A 21,357-nucleotide genomic window follows, 5' to 3' on the forward strand; every position below is an offset into this window, starting at 1 on the left:
GCTTATGCCCTTGCCGTTTCATACAGCGCCCGCATACGCTCGCGGTCGCGTTCCAATATCGGTTTTAAATAGCGGCCGGTGTAGGAGCTTTCTGCTTCTGCCACCTCTTCCGGCGTTCCCGTTGCAACAATCTGCCCGCCATGCTCGCCGCCTTCCGGGCCAAGGTCGATAATGTAGTCCGCTGTTTTAATGACATCGAGATTGTGTTCAATGACAAGAACGGTATCTCCGTTATCAACCAAACGCTGCAATACTTTCAATAAACGGGCAATGTCATCGACGTGAAGGCCGGTCGTCGGCTCGTCCAAAATATAAAGCGTGCGCCCGTTCGAGCGGCGATGCAGCTCCGCCGCCAATTTGACGCGCTGCGCTTCCCCGCCGGATAATGTCGTCGCCGGCTGTCCAAGTTTCATATATCCGAGCCCGACATCATAGAGCGTCTGCAGTTTCCGTTTAATTCTCGGGATATTGGCGAAAAACTCGAGCGCATCTTCCACCGTCATCTCCAGCACTTCGGCAATATTTTTGCCTTTGTACGTTACTTCAAGCGTTTCGCGATTGTACCGCTTGCCATGGCATACTTCGCACGGGACGTACACATCCGGCAGAAAGTGCATTTCAATTTTAATAATGCCGTCGCCATGGCACGCTTCACATCGCCCGCCTTTCACGTTAAAGCTGAAGCGGCCTTTTTTGTAGCCGCGCACTTTTGCTTCGTTCGTGGCGGCAAATACTTCGCGGATATCGTCAAACACGCCGGTATAGGTCGCCGGGTTCGAGCGCGGCGTCCGTCCGATCGGCGACTGGTCGATGTCGATCACTTTTTCTAAATGCTCCAGTCCTTTGATCGCTTTATGTTCACCCGGTTTTGCTTTGGCGCGCTGCAGTTTTTGCGCCAGCGCCTTGTACAAAATTTCGTTGACGAGCGTGCTTTTTCCCGAACCGGACACGCCGGTGACCGCGACAAACGTGCCAAGCGGAATTTTCACCGACACGTTTTTTAAATTATTTTCTTTCGCGCCGACAATCTCTAACCATCGTCCATCCGGCTTGCGCCGTTCGGTCGGAACCGGAATAAACTTTTTCCCTGACAAATATTGTCCGGTCAGCGAATTTGGATTATTCATCACCTCTTGCGGCGTCCCGGCGGCGACGACTTTGCCGCCGTGAATGCCCGCGCCCGGCCCGATATCGATTAAATAATCGGCAGCCAGCATCGTATCTTCGTCATGCTCGACGACAATCAGCGTATTGCCAAGATCGCGCATGCTTTTGAGCGTCGCGATCAGGCGGTCGTTGTCGCGCTGATGCAGGCCGATTGACGGTTCGTCCAACACATACAGCACCCCTGTTAGCCGCGAGCCGATCTGCGTCGCCAAGCGAATGCGCTGCGCCTCTCCACCGGAAAGCGTCCCGGCGGAACGATTCAGCGTCAAGTAATCGAGGCCGACGTTTTTTAAAAAGCCGAGCCGCTCGGTAATTTCGCGCAAAATGAGATGGGCGATTTTTTGTTCTTTTTCGCTCAGCTTCAAATTAGCGAAAAACTCGAGCGCCTCCGTAACCGACAACGCCGTCACTTCGCCGATATGTTTGCCGCCAACGAGCACGGCGAGGCTTTCTTTTTTCAAGCGGTTGCCTTTGCACGTCGGGCATGGCTGCTGTGCCATATATTTTTCCATTTGCTCGCGGATGTAATCGGAGCTTGTTTCGCGGTAACGGCGCTCAATGTTCGGAATAACGCCTTCAAAAACGATATATTGCTCACGGATTTGCCCGAAATCGGTCTGGTAGCGGAAGTAGATCGTCTCGCCGTCGCTTCCGTATAAAATTTTATCAAGCTGCTCTTTCGGCAAATCTTTTACCGGCACATCCATGTCAATGCCGTAATGGCGGCACACCGCCTCTAACAGCTGCGGATAATATTGCGAGCTTTGCGGCTCCCACGGGGCAATCGCATGTTCACGCAGCGTCAATTCGTCATTAGGGATGACCAAATCCGGGTCAACTTCAAGTTTGGCACCGAGACCGTCACAGTCTGGACAGGCGCCATACGGACTGTTAAACGAAAACAGGCGCGGCTCGAGTTCGCCAATCGAAAAACCGCAGTATGGGCAGGCGTGTTTTTCGCTAAATAGCAGTTCCTCCTGCCCAATGACATCGATCAGCACCTTTCCATCAGCCAGCTTTAGCGCAGTCTCCAACGAATCGGCCAGCCGCGAAGCAATGCCTTCTTTCATCACGATGCGGTCCACTACCACTTCAATCGAATGCTTTTTGTTTTTTTCCAACTCAATGTTTTCGGTCAGCTCCCGCATTTCTCCGTCGACGCGCACGCGTACATATCCTTGTTTGCGGATATCTTCCAGCGTTTTAGCGTGCGTCCCTTTGCGTCCGGAAACAATCGGAGCGAGAATTTGCATTTTTGTCCGCTCCGGATAGGCAAGAAGGCGGTCGACCATCTGTTCGATCGTTTGTGACGTAATTTCAATGCCGTGCTCCGGACAAACCGGGCGGCCGATGCGGGCAAACAAAAGCCGCAAATAATCGTAAATTTCCGTCACTGTTCCGACAGTCGAACGCGGATTGCGGCTTGTCGTTTTCTGGTCGATCGAAATCGCCGGCGACAGCCCTTCAATCGCGTCAACATCCGGCTTATCCATTTGCCCTAAAAATTGCCGGGCATACGCCGACAGCGATTCGACATAGCGCCGCTGGCCTTCCGCGTAAATCGTATCAAAGGCAAGCGACGATTTCCCCGAACCGGAAAGCCCCGTCAAAACGACGAGCTTGTCACGGGGAATTTCGACGTCAATATTTTTTAAATTATGAGCTCTTGCTCCTTTGACGATGATTTTATCGGTTGCCATAGACAGATAATCATCCTTCCGCTTTTAACTCGAAAATAATGTCGCGAAGTTGGGCAGCCCGTTCGAAATCCAACGCTTTGGCCGCCTCTTTCATTTCTTTCTCCAAATCGGCAATCAGTTTTTCCCGCTCTTTCTTCGTCATCTTGCTGTAAGACGGTTTCGCGTCGTATGTTTCTTTTTCTTCCGCAGCGTATGTCGCGCGGATGACATCGCGAATTTCTTTCTTCACCGTCTGCGGTACGATGCCGTGCTCACGGTTATACGCCTCTTGAATCGCACGGCGCCGTTTGGTTTCATTAATCGCAATTTCCATCGATTTCGTAATCGTATCGGCGTACATAATAACATGGCCATTCGCGTTTCTTGCCGCGCGGCCAATCGTTTGGATCAGCGAACGTTCGGAGCGCAAAAAGCCTTCTTTGTCCGCATCCAAAATGGCGACAAGCGATACTTCCGGAATATCCAGCCCTTCTCTTAACAAGTTAATTCCAACAAGCACATCATATTTGCCGAGCCGCAAATCACGAATGATTTCAATGCGCTCGAGCGTTTTAATTTCCGAATGCAAATACGCCACCTTAATGCCGACTTCTTTCAAGTAATCTGTTAAATCTTCGGCCATTTTTTTCGTCAGCGTCGTCACAAGCGTCCGTTCATTTCGCTTCACGCGCTCCTGAATTTCACCGATTAAATCGTCGATTTGCCCTTTGATCGGGCGGACGTCAATTGTCGGATCCAAAAGCCCGGTCGGGCGAATAATTTGCTCGACGACTTCCGGGCTATGTTCGAGCTCATACGGACCAGGAGTGGCGGAAACATAAATAATTTGATTGATTTTTTGTTCAAACTCCTCAAACGTTAACGGGCGGTTATCGAGCGCAGACGGCAGACGAAAGCCGTGGTCGACAAGCACTTGCTTGCGCGCCCGGTCCCCGTTATACATGCCGCGGAGTTGCGGCAAGGTCACATGGGACTCATCCACAATAATCAAAAAATCGTCAGGAAAGTAATCAAGCAGCGTATACGGCGTCGAACCTGGCGGACGGAGCGCCAAATGGCGGGAGTAGTTTTCAATTCCTGAGCAAAAGCCCATTTCCCGCATCATTTCCAAATCATAGCGCGTCCGCTGCTCGAGCCGCTGCGCTTCCAGCAATTTCCCCTGCTCTCTCAATTCGCGCAGCCGTTCTTCTAACTCTTTTTCAATATTTTCAATGGCAATACGCATTTTTTCTTCCCGTGTGACGAAGTGGGATGCCGGAAAAATCGCGACATGCTCCCTCTCGGCGATCACTTCGCCTGTTAGGGCGTCCACCTCGCGAATGCGGTCAATTTCATCGCCAAAAAACTCGACACGGATGCAATGCTCGTCCCGTGAAGCTGGAAAAATTTCGACGACATCGCCGCGGACGCGGAACGTTCCGCGTTGAAAATCAATGTCGTTTCGCTCATATTGGATGTCGACTAAGCGGCGCAGCAAAGCATTTCGCTCGATTTCCATGCCGACGCGCAGCGATACGACAAGCTCGCGGTATTCTTCCGGCGAACCTAGGCCGTAAATGCATGACACGCTGGCGACAATAATAACGTCGCGCCGCTCAAACAGCGCCGATGTGGCCGAGTGCCGCAATTTATCAATTTCATCATTAATCTTCGCGTCTTTTTCAATATACGTATCCGTCTGCGGCACATACGCTTCCGGCTGATAATAATCATAATAGCTGACAAAATATTCAACGGCGTTGTTCGGGAAAAACTCCTTCAACTCGCTGTACAATTGCCCTGCCAGCGTTTTATTATGGGCAATGACAAGCGTCGGTTTGTTTACCTCTTTAATCACGTTCGAAATCGTAAACGTCTTTCCCGTTCCCGTTGCCCCTAACAGCGTTTGGTGCTTTACTCCTTTGCGAATGCCTTCGACCAGTTTGGCAATCGCCTGCGGCTGATCTCCTTGCGGCTGATATGCTGATACCAACTCAAAACGGTCTCCCACCGACTAGACCTCCTGTTTCTTTCATCTTATTCCATTGTAGCATATTGCCAACAAAGATGCATAAAAAATACGAACCTATATTCGTTCCAAAAAAACAAACCATTTCCAACAGAAAATGGCGAACAGCACTAATGCCATTCGCCATCTCTCTTATGCCTATTTTTTTAACCGTTTCGCCATTTTCTCCGCGTATAAAAAACCAACCGTCGTTGAAACAATATCGGCTAAAATTTCATGCAGCTCATCGGTATACCCTTTAAAATAGGAGGCAACAAGCAGGGCGACGGTCAATAACGTTCCAATATAATGGTTGTACGTCACGCGGGTGAATAATAAGACAAGTAAACATGGTACGATTAACGCGACAATAAACCACATATGAAGAACCCCTTATTAGACGGCTTTCGATGCCCGATTTTCTCGTTCTTTCACAAACAGCAAGCCAAGTTCATGATGTTCATCCTCATAGAGCGCTCCTTGGACGAAGCGGACTTCTCCCTCTTCATCGGCTACTTCTAATTTACAAAACGCGCGGTTTCGTTGCACCGCTTCGTAAAACTCGTTTTCTGTTTTTACCGGTATTCCATTTGCTTTCACAATCACTTCACCGATTTGCAGCCCCATTTTTTCGGCCTTCGATTGCGGAAGAATACCTAAAATGACAAGCCCTTGTTCCCGTTTCGCAAAATATGGAGGCTGCGAACGGTCTTGGCGGTGCTGGAGAAACGCCAGCCATTCTCTTCCCAGCAACGCAAGCGCAGCCGCTATCCAAGAAAACGGTGCATACCAGCAGCTAATGATGGCCAATACACCAACCACAGCAGCCAAAAGCAGCACCCTCTGCCCGGCCAGGCGCACCGACACATGCGGCAGCAGCCCTTGCATGCGCTGGGAAAATCCTAGCAAAAACGGAACAAGCATGAACGAATAAGCATCATCTCCTGCTGGAAACAACGGCCACCAGGAAAGCGGAGACGGAAGCTCCCCCGTCACCGGCAGCAGCACCGGAACGAACCAAAGCCGCTGAGCCCAATGTTCTCCAACCACTAACCCGCGTTTGCTTGTCGCCAGCTGAGGCGACGTTTTCGCAGCACCGTTGCGTAAAATAAGCCATCCCTCTACCAACAGCAATAACGCAAGCAAAATCACAAGCGCCGCCATATTTGTCCGGCCTAGCTCCGGAAAAAACCGCTGTAAAGTGGAATGATGGCCAAACAGGCTGATGATGAAAAAGGAAATCCCGATCGTATACGCCGGGGAAAGCAGCCGCATTTGCATCGTCAAGCCAATGACGATCGTCACAAGCGCAACGAGCAAAATCGTGTCGCGCGGAACCGCCATGCCGGCTATCACTGCTGCCAGCGACAACACCGCTCCGGCGGCGGGACCGTTTCGCCAAAAAAATTTGCTTTCCTGAAACATGTCATAGACGCGAATATAAAAATGGCTTCTTTCCCGTTTTACTCGACGCCATCCGACAACAAGCGCCAGCGCGATCCCGTAGTAAAACAACGGCTGCATCAATAGACTCCCAATGCCGCGGAGCGCCTCCCATGCCCATACTGACATGCCGCCATCACCTCGCTATGCTCGCAATTCTTTTATCTACTATTCTACCAAATCGCCTGGATAAATCCTATGCTGACATGCATATTTTTTTCAATATCTTTTGCCGACCACTGGCGGATTCTTCCGTATAACCACTTTCTTTGCCGAATCGACACTAGTTTTGTCAAGGAGAAAGGAATTTGTTTTGCGATGGAAAAAATATATAACAAGACAAAAAAGGAGGAATCGTGAAAATGGAATTAAAAACAAGTAGCGTCGCCGCACGTCTTGGCGTATCTCCGAAAACGATTCAGCGCTGGGTCCGTAAATATAATGTTCCATACCGCAAAAATGAATCAGGCCATTACGTCTTCGATGCTGAAGCCATCGCCTTGCTCGAACAGATTAAATTTGAACAAAGTGCAACACTAGAAGCGGGTGCTCGACGTGAACAAAACGAAAAGCCGCAAAATAATGAGTTCTCCGCCGACGCGTTGTTTCAAGCATATGTCGAACCGCATCTTGACCAGTTCGCCTCCCGCCTCCAAAAAATCGAGAACAAACTCGACCAAAAAGCCGACGATATCGTTTCCGTGCAGCTTTTGCATCATCGCCGAGAAATTGAAGAACTAGTCACCCATCTTCGCTCACTCGAACAACGCATTGCCCGCTTAGAGGAAAGAGCGAATAAGGAACAAGCGAGTAAAACGGAAAATGCAACGCAAAAAAAGAAACGCCGTGGTCTCAGCCGCATTATGAGCCTATTTGCATGATCCCCCTCCTTCTCTCTTTTCCCTTTTCCAAGTAAAAAGAGAGAAGGAGCTTTTTTTTGAAAAAACTTCCTTAACATCTTCTTCACTTGTTTTTTATTATTTTTTAATGATAGTGATTTATAATGAACGATGCTTTATATCAAAAAGGAGCGGAAGAACATGGAGAGGAACGAGCGAGTTGCTATAGGAATTGCTATGCTTCTTTTAGCTATTTACCTTTCCCCGCTTTATGTGCTAGGAGAAAATGCGCATATCCGAGTTCATGACAACATGGATTCGAACATCGCCTGGTATAAAGTACTGACGCGAAGCGGAGAGCTGTTCGGCCCGATTAACGCAACCATTCCTCAAGTGATTAACGGCCTTCCGCGCAACGCGTTTGGCACCGAATTCAGCGGCATCGTTTGGCTTCATGCGCTGTTTCCTTCGATGGTAGCGTATGCGCTTAGCCAGACGATTACCCGCGTTTTTGCTTTCATTGGCATGTATTTATTGTTAAAGAGGCATTTCCTGCCTGCGAAAGAGTCCTATCTTATTCGCGTCGGTGCATCATTGACATTCGCGCTCACTCCGTTTTGGCCGTCCGGAATGTTAAGCACTCTTGGCATGCCGCTGGCGCTATGGGCATTTTTAACGATCCGCAAAGGCGAAGCGACATGGAAAGAATGGCTTGTCCTTGTGCTCTTGCCGTTTTACGCGAGTTTCGTGCTTGGCTTTTTCTTTTTCCTTACCGCCATGGCGCTGCTGTGGTTGCGTGACGTTCTCGTCCGCAAACAATGGAACTGGCCGTTTTTTGGCGCGATCGCATTGATGACAAGCATCTTCTTGGCGATTGAATACCGGCTCGTTTACTCGCTTGTATTTGGCGAAGAACCAACAAGCCGAAACGAATTTCTTTCTTCGAGGCTGAGTTTCTTCCATTGCGTGCGGCTGACGTTCAAAAACTACTTGCTTGGCCATACGCATGTGATGACCGTTCATACCTTTGTCATTCTGCCTATCTTATGGATCGCTTTCTTTTTTGCTTTGGCTAAACGAAACGAAACGCTGGAAAAACGATTTCTTTTCCTATTCGTGCTCAATTTTGTCTTGTCGACATGGTATGCGTTTTGGTTTTACAAAGGATGGCAGCCGCTAAAAGAGCGCTTTTCTCTATTAAATACGTTTAATTTCGCCCGGTTTCACTTTTTGCGGCCAATGGTGATCTATTTAGATTTTGCGTTAGCGCTGCAAATTCTTTGGCAGCGGGGAATAAAGTGGCGGCGCGTTGTCCCCGTCGCCCTGGCGCTGCAGTTATTGATTCTTGGCGGTTTTAACGAAGAGATTCGCTACCGCCTCATTGGGACACCGTCGTTTAAAGAATTTTACGCGGAACATTTGTTTCAACAAATCAAAGACTATATCGGGAAACCGCCGTCGTCCTACCGTGTCGCCAGTGTCGGACTTCATCCGGCGATCGCGCAATATAACGGGTTTTACACGCTCGATACGTATAACAATTTTTATCCGTTATCTTACAAATATCAATTTCGTAAAATCATCGCCAAAGAGCTCGATAAAAGTCCTGTCCTAAAAGATTACTTTGACCATTGGGGCAACCGCGTCTATCTGTTTTCTGCGGAACTTGGGAAACATTATATGTTCCGCAAAACGTCTCATAAAAAAATTCATCATTTCGATATCAATACGAAAGTGTTTAAGCAGATGGGAGGACGCTATATTTTCTCTTCCGTCCCGATCATGAACGCGAAACAAATTCATCTTCGTTTATTAAAAACGTTTAGCGACAAACAATCCGCTTGGAAAATTTATTTATACGAAGTGGAATGAAAGGAGGAAGAGACGATGAACAAGCCGATTTTGACGATTGTCGTTCCTTGTTATAACGAAGAAGAGGTCTTGCCGGAAACGGCAAAAGAGTTGACAAACGTGCTGGAAAATTTATTGGAAGACGAGTTAATCGCACTCGGAAGCAAAATCATGTTTGTCGATGATGGCAGCAGTGACCGTACGTGGGAGTTGATTGAACAAGAAAGCAAACGGAACCCGTTTGTCACCGGCATTAAGCTGTCGCGCAACTTTGGCCATCAAAAAGCGCTGCTCGCCGGACTGGAAACAGCAAAACAAGACTCCGACTGCGTCATTTCCATCGACGCCGATCTGCAAGATGATATTTCCGTCATTCGCGAATTTGTTATAAAATACCAAGAAGGATATGACATCGTTTACGGTGTGCGGCGCAGCCGAGATACCGATACATGGTTTAAACGGGCAACCGCACAATGGTTTTATCGCTTCATGCAAAAGTTAGGCGTCCAGCTAGTATACAACCATGCGGATTTCCGCTTAATGAGCAAGCGGGCGCTCGAAGAATTAAGCCGCTATACGGAAGTTAATATTTTCTTGCGCGGAATGGTGCCGATGCTTGGTTTTCGGTCGACGCAAGTATTTTATAACCGTAAAAAACGTTTTGCGGGAAAATCGAAATATCCATTAAAGAAAATGCTGGCGTTTGCTTTTGATGGCATTACGTCATTTAGCATTGCGCCGATTCGCTGGATCACGTTCATCGGTTTTCTCTCCTTCCTTCTCAGCAGCGCCGCCGGCATATACGCGCTCATCGTGAAGTTGCTCGGCCATGCTGAATTGGGCTGGACGTCGCTGATGATTTCCGTTTGGTTTATCGGAGGCTTGCTGCTGATCGGAATCGGTCTCATCGGGGAGTATATCGGCAAAATTTATCAAGAAGTAAAGCGGCGGCCGCGGTTTACGATTGAAAAAGTGTTGCGCTCCCCGTCAGTTTCGACGCTACCGAAAAAAGAAAAGGTGCAGTTATAAACCGACTTTTCCTTATCGGTTGCCTAGTACGGAATTTTATATGGTGTTTCATGAAAAAGCAAAGCGGGCAGCGCCCTTGGCGTTGCCCGCTTTGTTTTATTGAAATAACACTTTCATCGCCGTTTTTAATTGTACATCATGATCTTTGTTGCGGATGGCATCCATTATTTTGGCTTGCAGCACTTCGGCGGTGTTTTTATCGATTTTTCCGGTTTGTGGAAGTTTATTCGCTTTTTGGAACGCTTTGACTGCCGCCTCTGTTTTTTTGCTGAAATACCCGTCCGTGCGGCCTGGATCAAAGCCAAGCCCTTTTAACATTTGCTGGGCATTTTTGATTTGTTCATTGTTCATATCAAACGCCAGCGTTTTTTCAATATGAAGCGGACTGACATGGAAATAATCTGGCTGCTTGACTTCAACATCCGGCTTAATTCCTTTTTTATGAATCCAGTGGCCATCTGGCGTCAGCCATTTATACAGCGTTAATTTAATGTTGCTGCCATCGCCCATTGGAATCGCCTGCTGCACCGTTCCTTTCCCGAATGATGTTTCGCCGACGAGCTTATATCCTCCCGCTTCTTTCATGGCGCCGGCTAAAATTTCCGAGGCGGAGGCGCTGCCTTTATCAATTAACACAGTGATAGGATACGGTTTTTTCTTGGTTAAATCGGAATAAAAACGCTGCTTATCGCCGTTGCGTTCTTCAATTTGCACATATGGTTTATCTTTCGGGATGAATTGTTTTAAAATTTCCTCCACGCTTTGCAAATAGCCGCCCGGATTGCCGCGCACATCAATAATTAATCCATCAATATGCTCCGCTTCTAATTTCGACAATTTCTTTTTAAAATCTTGCGCCGTATTTTCGGAGAACGACGTTACTTCCAAATAGCCGACTTTTTTGCCGTTATACGTTTCAACAGAATCATACACCGTTTCAATCGGAATTTCGTCGCGGACCACTTTCACTTTAATCACTTCTTTTACGCCGGGACGAAGAATATCCAATTGTACGGTCGTTCCTTTTTTGCCGCGGATTTTCAGCACGGCTTCATATAAATCAAGCCCCTCTAAACTTTCTCCATTTACTTTTAAAATTTGATCATTTGGCTTTAATCCTGCCTTTTCCGCTGGCGAGTTTTTAATCGGTGCGACAATCGTCACTTTCCCATCAATCATGCTGACTTCGGCGCCGATTCCTTCAAACGAAGAGTCAAGCGACTGCGTAAATTGCTGGCTTGTTTCTTCGTCCATATAGACGGAATACGGGTCGTTTAGGGTGCTAATCATTCCTTGAATCGCGCCTTCAATTAATTTATCGTCATCGACTTTTTCAACGTAGCGGCTTTTAATGAGCTCATACGCTTGCTGCACTTTTTTCATCTCTTCGTCGCTTGCAGACGCTGTGTCTTTATTAGGAATCACGAGAGAAACATCGCTTTTTGCATCCGGCTGGGCAAGCTGCATCCCCGCGTATGTTCCGCCAGCACCAACCAGCATTGATAAAACCATCAATATTGCCGTTGTTTGTTTCTTCACATTGTCTCCTCCTCACCCTATGCCATACAGGAAAGGCACCACACAGTAGGCCGTGCGATGCCTTTTATTTTCATCATATGACAGGCTTGTACCTAGTATGATTATATTTGCGTTCTCTGCTACTAGTTTACACGCTCACCGCCATTTTCTCAACTCATATGGGTGCAGAAAAACAGGCACCACCCGCCAAATGGCAGGTGATGCCTGTTGAATCACGGCAAATCAATCAGCATAAAACGCGTTCCTTGCTTGGACGCGATGCCAAGGGTAGGAGTTTCGGTAATGCGCGCGGAATCGCGCCGATGCAATGTTGTTTCCCCGTTCAATGTCAGCTCGCCTTCAATGACAAATAGAAAAATTCTTCTCCCTTCCGGCTGTGTAAATGTAATCTCTTTTCCTGCTTCCAAGTCAGAAAGGTAAATCGTTAAATCTTGATGGATATGGGCAATTTCCCGTGAAGAAGGGCGGTTTGCCACAATCGGAAGCAGCGCGTTTTTCATTTTCGCCACATCAAATGTCGTCCGCTCATAAGAAGGGGTTAACCCGTTTACCTCCGGCAAAAACCAAAGCTGCAAAAAGTTCACCTCTTCTGTTGCCGACGGATTCACTTCCGAATGAATAATGCCCGTGCCCGCCGACATCCGCTGCACGCCGCCAAACGTTGTCGTCGCAGTATGTCCTGCGCTGTCTTCATGTTTCAAATGTCCTTTCAGTACAATCGAAACAATTTCCATTTCCTGATGAGGGTGCGCACCAAATCCGCGCAGCGGCGCTACAAAGTCGTCATTTAAGACACGCAATGGCCCAAACTGAATATTGTTTGGATCGTAATATTCACCAAAAGAAAAGCTATGATACGTTTTTAGCCACCCGTAATCGGCATGATAACGGGATTCGGCAGGATAAACCTTGATCATTCAGCCATCTCTCCTTTCATGGATCATTTACCGAAAAGGATGGCATCTAGCGCATATTGTCCTGGACCGATCAGCGCAACGCCAATAGCCACCGCAATAATGGCAAGATTATACTCATAGCCATTTTGGGCCATCCAATATCCGTTTGGACCATGCACTTTGGCAATAGCCACCATCATCGGCACAACCATGAATAAAGCAGCAAGCGGAGTCCATAAACCAAGGGCAAATAAAATACCGCCGACTAATTCGCTTGCCCCTGCCGCAAATGCCATTGCCTTTCCTGGTTTTAATCCGATGGATTCCATCCATCCTGCCGTTCCTTGCAGCCCATGTCCGCCAAACCAGCCAAACAGCTTCTGTGCTCCGTGTCCGGCAAACGTCAAGCCAAATACTAAACGGATTAATAATAATCCGATACTTGCCATCATAACAAATACTCCTTTCCTATTTATCCTTATTTAATAATTCTCGAATTCGAGATAATTATAAAATAGAGTTGTGTATATTGTCAACAAAAAAACCGAGCAGTGTTTCACTGCTCGGCGTATAACCATTAATTAATATAATTAAGCGGATTAACCGCATTGGATTTTGCCGGATTCCATTGTCCACGATGCAGTTCGAAGTGAAGGTGCGGTCCTGTCGACTCACCAGTATTGCCCATATAGCCGATGACTTGTCCTTTATGAACACGCTGCCCTTCACCGACGAGGCGCGCGTCGAGGTGCGCATATACCGTTGTGTATACTTGGCCGTTGATGACATGCGTAATGAAAATCACATTTCCGTAGCTGCTAGAGAGATAGGAACGGAACACATATCCGTCTGCCGCCGCCACCACAGGGACGACAGAGCCGCGCTTGCCGATGTCGATTCCCGGATGGAACTCGTTATCAAAACTACGATAACCGAATCCGGATGTAATCGGACCGTTTGCCGGTCTCATAAACGCACCACTTGTAACTGCCGGGACGTTCGAACTAGCGGAATCACCGCCATCATCATGCGCACTTTCGACAGATGCAGGGGCAGAATATGTATGTTGTGGCTGAGATGTACGTTTTGACTGAACGGCTGCTCTTCGTCTCGCTTCTTCTTCAGCACGTTTTTGCTCCTCCAGCTGCTGGAGCTGCATTTTTACGGCCGCTTCCTGCTTTTTCAACAATTCCTGTTCTTCTTTGAGCGCCATTTTGTGACTATGATGTTCTTCTTCTTTTTGCTTCAAATTAGCCATTAAGCGGTTTTTTTCATCCATCTGTTTATTTAATTGTTGTTGCAGCTGTTTTAATTCTTCTAAATTTTTTTGCAGACGATTCCGTTTTTCCGTAAGTTCGTTCTCTTTTTTCTCTTTTAACGCTTTATCCGCCTGTTGTTCGCGAATAATTTGCTTATCGGCTTCGAAAAGCGTCGTCACCGCGCTCATGCGGTCAATAAAATCGCTGAAGCTTTGCGATCCAAGCAACACTTCTAAATAGCTGATCACTCCGCCGCTTTCCTGCAAAGAGCGGACGCGTTCTTTTAAAATCTCATTTCGTTTTTCAATACGCGCCTCTACTTCGGCAATCTCCTTTTTCAACTGCTTGATATCTTGTTCCGTTTGGTCAATATCCGCTGTTACATTGCGGATTTTCCCGCTCGTTTCTTCGACCGCTAAATCCAGCTTTTTAATTTCTTCGGAAAGCTCTTTTTGTTGGGATTGCAGTTTTTTAATTGCTTGATCGGCATGATTGATTTTTTCTTGAACGGTAGACTGCTTTGCACGAATGTCGTAGATCTCATTCCGTTTTTCTTGAATAGCGCGGTCGCTTACGGCGCCTGCAAAATGCGGAAAAGCACTGAAACTCAGCGCCGTTGCCGCAACAAGCGCCAGCACTTTCTTGTTTTTCATTAATTCATTCCCCTCTCCCTTAAATCCTTTTTTCTATTAGATTTTCAAAAACTTGCGGACCGACATCATGCTTCCCCAAACGCCGATGCATGCCCCAATAAGCAATAAAAGCAAACTAATCTGCCACATAAACGGGTTAAACGGAAGAAGCTCGAAAAATGGAATCGTAATTTTCGGCTCAAAAAATTTGTAAATATTATAATAAACGACAGAAACGGCAGCGATCGGAAAAATCGCACCGATGACCCCAAGCCATAGCCCTTCCAAAAAGAATGGCCAGCGGATAAATCCGTTCGTCGCTCCTACTAATCTCATAATCTCAATCTCGCGCCGCCGCGCAAAAATCGTGATTTTAATGGTATTGGAAATGAGAAACATCGCGGTAAACAACAGTCCGATGATCAGCACAAGCCCAATATTGCGCGCTATCTTCAACGTACTGAATAATTTTTCCACTTGGCCTTGGCCGTAATTCACTTTATGGACAAACGGAAGTTTTTCAATTTTCTTCGCTACTTTGATCGTATCGACCGGATTTGCCGTTTTCACTACATATACGTCGCTTAACGGATTGTCCTGCTCAAACAAACGGAATGAGGATCCTTCCTCACCGAAGCTTTTAATTAATCGTTTCAGTTCTTCGTCCTTCGAGGAATAACGGATTTCCTTCACTTGAGGAATCTTCTCGATCTGCGCGCGAAGCGCTTGTTTATCTTGATTGTTCGCCGTGACATCAATATGAACGCGGATTTCGACATCGTTTTCGATTTTTTTCGCAAAATGATTCATGTTAAACATGACTACTAAAAACACACCGACTAGCAATAGTGTGACCGTTACCGCACTGATGGAAGCAAACGTCATCCAGCCATTGCGGCCAAGGCTTTTCACACTCTCGCGCATATGACGCTGCAGGGTACTAAGCCTCATAGCCGTATTCCCCTTTCGCCTCGTCACGGACAATTTTTCCATTTTCCATCGCGATAACACGTCGGCGAATCGTATTCACAATTTCGCGATTGTGCGTCGCCATAACGATCGTCGTGCCGCGACTGTTAATTTTCTCGAATAGTTCCATAATCCCCCATGATGTTTCTGGGTCTAAATTCCCAGTTGGCTCATCGGCAATGACAATTTTCGGCGAGTTGACAATCGAGCGAGCGATAGAAACGCGCTGCTGCTCCCCGCCGGAAAGCTCGCTTGGATAGGAGCGGACTTTATGCTTTAAGCCGACTAATTCCAGTACTTCCATCACTTTTTGGCGGATCACTTTCGGCGGCTCCTCAATTACTTCCAAAGCGAACGCTACATTTTCATATACCGTTAGCTTAGGAAGCAATTTGAAGTCCTGGAAAACAACGCCAATGTTCCGGCGCAATAATGGAACTTTGCTGTCTTTTAATCTTTCCAGATTAACCCCATGGACCATAATCGTGCCGCTTGTCGGTTTTTCTTCGCGGTACATCATTTTGATAAACGTTGATTTCCCAGCGCCGCTAGGTCCAACGACATAGACAAATTCCCCCTGTTTTATGCGGACACTAACGTCATTTAGGGCTACTACCCCATTCGGATATGTTTTACATACATTCTGCATTTCGATCATTTTTAATCACCTAGTCTCATTGTCTTTGTTGCCATGCCTCGAGGTGTTTCGTGCCAATTCGAACATATTATACAAAATTCTGCAAGGTTTATTATAACATTATTTCGAAAGCTGTAATTTTACATTTATATTTCAAATACATTACACAAACTAAAGCCCGGCCCCGACAGGGAACCGGACTTTGGTCATTAATTATTTTTTGGACGCAAGCCATTCTGCGACTTTGTCTGCATCTTCGCCTTTAATCACGCCAGCTGGCATGCCACCGCGTCCGTTTTCAATAATCTTTTTAATCTCATCTTTCGAATATTTGCTTCCGACTTTTTGCAAGTTTGGGCCGACGCCGCCTGATAAATCTTTTCCGTGACAAGAAGAGCAGTTTTGTTGGAAAATTTGCTCTGCTGCTGCGGCAGTATCCCCTCCACCATTATTGCCATTGTTGTTATCCGTTGCATTGTTGTTGCCGCCACAGGCCGCAAGCGCTAACGAAGCGCCAAGAAATACAGTAGCGAGTTTCCATTTCATTGATGAACTCCCCCCTATTGAAAAATAATGCATGTTTATTATAACCGATTTGACCAAAAATTATGTACGCCTAAATCCCTCGCCAAGTACTTCCGATGCATTCGTCACCACGACAAACGCTGATGGATCAATGCTTTTGACCAATTGTTTCAATTTTGTGAACTCCGATTGCTGCACGACGCACATCAGCATCGGGCGCTCGTGATCCGTATAGCCTCCATAGGCCGGCAGCTTTGTCACCCCGCGGTCAATTTCATGTAAAATCGCCTGGCGCACCTTTTCTTCCTCGTTCGTAATAATCAGCGCCATTTTTGAATAGCCGAGGCCGACTTGGACCAAATCGATCGTTTTGCTTGTCACATAAAGACCGATGAGTGCATAAAGCGCCCGTTCAATATCAAACACAAACGCCGCCGTTAAAACGATCAGCCCATCAATCAAAATGACGCACATTCCAAGCGACAGCCCTGTATATTTATGGATAATTTGCGCCGCTAAATCCGTTCCGCCTGTCGATGCCCGGCCGCGAAAGACAATGCCAAGACCAAGGCCAACGCCAATGCCGCCAAACAGCGCGCCCAATAACGGGTTATGAGTGGCTGGTTCAATTCCTTTCGTTACATACACGACAAATGGCAAAAACACCGTTCCGACAAGCGTTTTGATGCCAAACTGCCGACCCAGCAGCACGACGCCGGCAATAAATAACGGAATGTTGAGCGCCCACTGGACATACGCCGGCTGCCAGCCAAACAGTGCATACATGATCGTGCTAATGCCGCTTACCCCGCCAGAAGCGACGCGGTTTGGCAATAAAAAGACGTTGAACGCTACCGCGACGATGGCAGAGCCAATTAATATGTACACATATTCCATGACAAGTTCTATTTTTGGATGTCTAGACCGATTTCTTCTCCCCATTCGCCAAACCTCCCATGAGAGTATAGCACGACCATTCCTGCAAGTAAATGACAGCGAAATAAAGCAGTAACGCAGTAAAGTTAGTTTGCACAAAAAAAAGGCATCTACTATCGAACGAGCGATAATAGATGCCTTTTTATCTTATTTTAGTTTCGAACGCAAATACGCATCAATAAAGATATCGATCTCTCCATCCATCACCGCTTGCACGTTTCCGACCTCGACGTTGGTGCGATGGTCTTTGACCAGCGAGTAAGGATGGAACACATACGAACGAATTTGGTTCCCCCAGCCGATTTCTTTTTGTTCGCCGCGAATTTCGGCAAGCTCGGCTTGCTGTTCTTCGAGTTTCTTCTGATAAAGCTTCGCTTTTAGCATGTTCATCGCTTTTTCGCGGTTTTTAATTTGTGAGCGCTCCGATTGACATGTCACGACAATGCCGGTCGGAAGGTGGGTGATGCGCACCGCCGAATCGGTCGTATTGACGTGCTGCCCTCCGGCGCCGCTGGAGCGGTACGTGTCGACTTTAATCTCTTCCGGTCGGATTTCAATTTCAATATCATCATCCAACTCCGGCATGACTTCACAAGAAACGAACGACGTGTGGCGGCGCCCCGACGCGTCAAACGGCGAAATCCGCACGAGCCGGTGCACGCCTTTTTCCGCTTTTAAATAGCCGTAGGCGTTATGCCCTTTAATTAAAAGCGTGACGCTTTTAATGCCTGCTTCTTCCCCAGGCAAGTAGTCCAGCGTTTCGACTTTAAACCCTTTTTTCTCCGCCCAGCGCGTATACATTCTCAGCAGCATCGAAGCCCAGTCTTGCGATTCCGTACCGCCTGCGCCCGGATGGAGCTCTAAAATCGCATTGTTTTTATCATACGGCTCATTTAATAAGAGCTGGAGTTCAAATTCGCTAAAGTCTTTCGTCAATTTTTTCGCTTCCGCGACCAGCTCCTCCTGCAAATCTTCATCCGGTTCTTCTTTGATTAATTCATACGTCACTTCTAAATTTTCAAAGCGCTCTTGCAATGCTTCAAATTCGCTCACTAAGTCTTTCAGCGCATTGGCCTCCGAAATCACCGTTTGCGCTGCTTTTTGATCGTCCCAGAAGTTTGGCGCGGCCATTTGTTCTTCTAGCTCACGAATGCGCGCCTGCTTTGCTTCGAGGTCAAAGAGACCCCCTTATTTCCGCTAATCGCTTAGCCATTTTTTCCAGTTCGTGTTTAATTTCAATTAAATCAATCATGATGCCTTCACCTCGTTACTTTATTGTACTGAAATTTTTCATCTTCGCCAATGGGGTCATGCCCCGTTTTCTCGCAAAACAAAGTGAGAGGAAATCCCCCCACTTTGCCATTTCAATTATGCGTTTTTCCCGCAGCAATGCTTATACTTCTTGCCGCTGCCGCAAATGCAAGGGTCGTTGCGGCCGATGCGCACTGCCTTGCGGTACGGTTTGCGCTTCGTCTCCCCTTCTCCTTCTTTCGGATGAACCGCTTCGCCTTTCGCCACTTCCTGGCGTTCGAGATTGCTATGGATTTCCGCTTTCATAATATATCTTGCCACTTCTTCTTCAATGGAAGCAATCATGTTTTCAAACATCACATATCCTTCCATTTGATATTCGCGAAGCGGATCGATTTGTCCGTACGCGCGCAAATGGATGCCCTGGCGCAGCTGCTCCATCGCATCGATATGATCCATCCATTTCATATCGACGGCGCGAAGGACGATGACGCGCTCAAATTCGCGCATGTGTTCCGGCGGAATTTGCTGTTCTTTTTCATCATAGCGCGCTTTGACTTTTTCCCAAATGAGCTCGATCATTTCTTCCGGCTCTTTTCCGCGCAGATCGTTAACGGTCACATCGCCTTCCGGAAGCAGGTTTGCGTTCACGTAATCGATAATTCCTTTTAAGTTCCACTCTTCCGGAAGTTCCTCTTTCGGCGTATGCGTGTTCACCACGCGCTCAATGACCGACTGAATCATTTTTTCGATAATGCCACGGAGGTTTTCGGAATCGAGCACTTCATAACGCTGGCGATAAATAATTTCGCGCTGCTCGCGCAATACATCATCATATTGAAGCAGCTGTTTGCGCGCATCGAAGTTGTTGCCTTCGACCCGTTTTTGCGCCGATTCCACCGCTTTTGTCACCATTTTGCTTTGGATCGGCTGCGAGTCATCCATGCCTAAGCGGTCCATCATCGCCATTAAGCTTTCCGAACCAAAGCGGCGCATGAGTTCGTCTTCAAGCGACAGATAAAATTGCGATACCCCCGGGTCACCTTGACGTCCGGCACGGCCGCGCAGCTGGTTATCGATCCGCCGGCTTTCATGGCGCTCCGTACCAATGACCGCCAACCCGCCGAGCTCTTTCACTCCTTCACCGAGCTTAATGTCGGTACCGCGCCCAGCCATGTTCGTTGCGATCGTAACGGCGCCTTTTTGGCCGGCTTGGGCGATGATTTCCGCTTCTTTCGCATGGTTTTTCGCGTTCAATACATTATGCGGAATGCCCCGTTTTTTCAACATGTCCGAAAGCAATTCCGACGTTTCAATCGCCACCGTACCAACGAGCACCGGCTGCCCTTTTGCATGGCGCTGGGCGATATCTTCCACCACGGCGCGGAATTTTCCTTCCATCGTCCGGAAAATCAAGTCTGGACGGTCTTCGCGGATCACCGGCTTGTTGGTCGGAATGACGACGACTTGCATGTTATAAATATTGCGGAATTCTTCTTCTTCCGTTTTCGCCGTCCCTGTCATTCCCGCCAGCTTTTCGTACATGCGGAAATAGTTTTGGAACGTGATCGTCGCGAGCGTCATCGATTCGTTTTGAATTTCCAGTCCTTCTTTTGCCTCGATCGCCTGATGCAGCCCGTCGCTGTAGCGGCGTCCATGCATTAAGCGGCCGGTAAACGGGTCGACGATAATGACTTTGCCGTCTTCGACGACATAATCGACATCGCGATGCATCGTGACATGCGCTCTTAGCGCCAAGTTAATATGATGGTTTAGCGTCACGTGCTTTAAGTCGAACAGGTTATCAATGCCAAACGCTTTTTCCGCTTTGTTAATGCCTTCTTCGGTCAGCTGCACGCTTTTCGTTTTTTCATCGTACGTATAGTCGACATCTTTTTTCAGCGTGCGCACAAACGCATTGGCCTGAATATACAGCTTCGTCGATTTTTTCGCCGTACCGGAAATAATCAGCGGCGTCCGCGCTTCGTCAATCAAAATCGAGTCAACCTCGTCAATGATTGCGTAGTGAAGCGGCCGCTGCACAATGTGCTCTTTATAAAGCACCATGTTATCACGCAAATAGTCAAAGCCAAATTCGTTGTTGGTTCCATACGTAATATCGGCATTATACGCCGCCTGCTTTTCTTCGCGCGACATGCCGCTTAAGTTCAAACCGACGGTCAATCCTAAAAACTCGTACAGCTTGCCCATCTCCGTGGCGTCGCGGGTCGCCAAATATTCGTTGACTGTCACCACATGCACGCCCCGCCCCGTCAAGGCGTTTAAATAAACCGGCATCGTCGCCGTCAGCGTTTTCCCTTCCCCTGTTTTCATTTCGGCGATATTTCCTTCATGGAGGACAATACCGCCCATGATTTGCACTTTATATGGATATAAGCCAAGGACGCGCTTCGCCCCTTCGCGCACGACGGCAAACGCCTCAACAAGAAGATCATCGAGCGACTCTCCTTGTTGATAGCGGGCTTTAAACTCTTCGGTTTTTTGCCGCAGCTGCTCATCCGACAATTTTGCCATCTCCGGGCCGAGCGCATCGACTTGATCGGCGATTTTTTCTAAACGATTCAGTTGGCGTTTGTTTGGATCAAACACCTTTTTTAATACTCCAAGCATAGAAAAACGCTCCTTATTCGATAGAGTCACTAATTTACATCATATCATGTACACGAATGGGTGACA

General features: G+C 47.6%; 17 protein-coding genes. 3 read left to right on the forward strand and 14 right to left on the reverse strand.

Annotated elements, in window-relative coordinates:
- Nucleotides 1–2: 2 nt before the first annotated feature.
- From uvrA to HT574_RS06480, 4 genes are all read right to left on the reverse strand, one after another.
- Entirely contained in the window at nt 3–2,867 is a 2,865-nt protein-coding gene (uvrA, locus tag HT574_RS06465; protein WP_175243933.1) for an excinuclease ABC subunit UvrA, read from the reverse strand.
- Between the two features lie 10 nt (nt 2,868–2,877).
- Nucleotides 2,878–4,857, reverse strand: a complete 1,980-nt coding sequence (uvrB, locus tag HT574_RS06470) for an excinuclease ABC subunit UvrB (RefSeq protein WP_017435681.1) — start codon at nt 4,855–4,857, stop codon at nt 2,878–2,880.
- Between the two features lie 156 nt (nt 4,858–5,013).
- Nucleotides 5,014–5,235, reverse strand: a complete 222-nt coding sequence (locus tag HT574_RS06475; RefSeq protein ID WP_175243934.1) for a CsbA family protein — start codon at nt 5,233–5,235, stop codon at nt 5,014–5,016.
- A 15-nt stretch (nt 5,236–5,250) separates the two neighbouring features.
- The gene (locus tag HT574_RS06480) at nt 5,251–6,426 is read right to left on the reverse strand and encodes a PDZ domain-containing protein (RefSeq protein WP_175243935.1); all 1,176 of its coding nucleotides are present in this window, start codon (nt 6,424–6,426) and stop codon (nt 5,251–5,253) included.
- A gap of 233 nt (nt 6,427–6,659) precedes the next feature.
- On the opposite strand from HT574_RS06480, the gene HT574_RS06485 reads away from it, so the two are divergent.
- The 3 genes from HT574_RS06485 (at nt 6,660) to HT574_RS06495 (ending at nt 10,016) form a co-directional block, all read left to right on the forward strand.
- Entirely contained in the window at nt 6,660–7,178 is a 519-nt protein-coding gene (locus HT574_RS06485) for a MerR family transcriptional regulator (RefSeq protein WP_175244194.1), read from the forward strand.
- A gap of 159 nt (nt 7,179–7,337) precedes the next feature.
- Nucleotides 7,338–9,008: a DUF6044 family protein gene (locus tag HT574_RS06490; RefSeq protein WP_017435677.1), complete on the forward strand. Its 1,671-nt coding sequence runs from the start codon at nt 7,338–7,340 to the stop codon at nt 9,006–9,008.
- 15 nt (nt 9,009–9,023) lie between these two features.
- Nucleotides 9,024–10,016 carry a glycosyltransferase family 2 protein gene (locus HT574_RS06495; RefSeq protein ID WP_175243936.1) on the forward strand — a complete coding sequence of 331 codons (993 nt, stop codon included), beginning with the start codon at nt 9,024–9,026 and terminating at the stop codon, nt 10,014–10,016.
- A gap of 96 nt (nt 10,017–10,112) precedes the next feature.
- Here the strand turns inward: HT574_RS06495 and HT574_RS06500 are convergent, their stop codons facing one another.
- The 10 genes from HT574_RS06500 to secA form a co-directional block, all read right to left on the reverse strand.
- Complete coding sequence (locus tag HT574_RS06500; RefSeq protein ID WP_175243937.1) at nt 10,113–11,555, reverse strand: S41 family peptidase; 1,443 nt, start codon at nt 11,553–11,555, stop codon at nt 10,113–10,115.
- 212 nt (nt 11,556–11,767) lie between these two features.
- Entirely contained in the window at nt 11,768–12,472 is a 705-nt protein-coding gene (locus HT574_RS06505; RefSeq protein ID WP_061578807.1) for a pirin family protein, read from the reverse strand.
- Nucleotides 12,473–12,495: 23 nt separating this feature from the next.
- Nucleotides 12,496–12,900, reverse strand: coding sequence for a DoxX family protein (locus HT574_RS06510; protein WP_175244195.1), 405 nt, complete (start codon nt 12,898–12,900; stop codon nt 12,496–12,498).
- A 128-nt stretch (nt 12,901–13,028) separates the two neighbouring features.
- A complete protein-coding gene (locus tag HT574_RS06515; protein ID WP_175243938.1) occupies nt 13,029–14,363 on the reverse strand; it encodes a murein hydrolase activator EnvC family protein in 1,335 nt (444 codons plus the stop codon).
- Nucleotides 14,364–14,399: 36 nt separating this feature from the next.
- Nucleotides 14,400–15,293 (reverse strand): permease-like cell division protein FtsX, encoded by an 894-nt coding sequence (gene ftsX, locus HT574_RS06520; RefSeq protein ID WP_175243939.1) that lies wholly within the window; start codon nt 15,291–15,293, stop codon nt 14,400–14,402.
- A complete protein-coding gene (gene ftsE / locus HT574_RS06525; protein WP_175243940.1) occupies nt 15,283–15,969 on the reverse strand; it encodes a cell division ATP-binding protein FtsE in 687 nt (228 codons plus the stop codon). Before ftsE ends, ftsX begins: the two co-directional genes overlap by 11 nt.
- A 192-nt stretch (nt 15,970–16,161) precedes the next feature.
- A complete protein-coding gene (cccB, locus tag HT574_RS06530) occupies nt 16,162–16,494 on the reverse strand; it encodes a cytochrome c551 (RefSeq protein ID WP_042411037.1) in 333 nt (110 codons plus the stop codon).
- Nucleotides 16,495–16,554: 60 nt separating this feature from the next.
- On the reverse strand, nt 16,555–17,415 hold the full coding sequence (locus HT574_RS06535; protein WP_061578811.1) for a YitT family protein: 861 nt from the start codon (nt 17,413–17,415) through the stop codon (nt 16,555–16,557).
- Between the two features lie 141 nt (nt 17,416–17,556).
- A protein-coding gene (gene prfB, locus HT574_RS06540; RefSeq protein ID WP_155835584.1) for a peptide chain release factor 2 occupies nt 17,557–18,658 on the reverse strand; the annotation gives its coding sequence in 2 pieces (ribosomal slippage) (nt 17,557–18,585 and nt 18,587–18,658; 1,101 coding nt in all).
- Between the two features lie 119 nt (nt 18,659–18,777).
- The gene (gene secA, locus HT574_RS06545) at nt 18,778–21,291 is read right to left on the reverse strand and encodes a preprotein translocase subunit SecA (RefSeq protein WP_175243941.1); all 2,514 of its coding nucleotides are present in this window, start codon (nt 21,289–21,291) and stop codon (nt 18,778–18,780) included.
- Between the last annotated feature and the right edge of the window lie 66 nt (nt 21,292–21,357).

The sequence above is a fragment of the Parageobacillus sp. VR-IP genome (assembly GCF_013357975.1).
GTDB classification, from domain to species: Bacteria; Bacillota; Bacilli; order Bacillales; family Anoxybacillaceae; genus Saccharococcus; species Saccharococcus caldoxylosilyticus.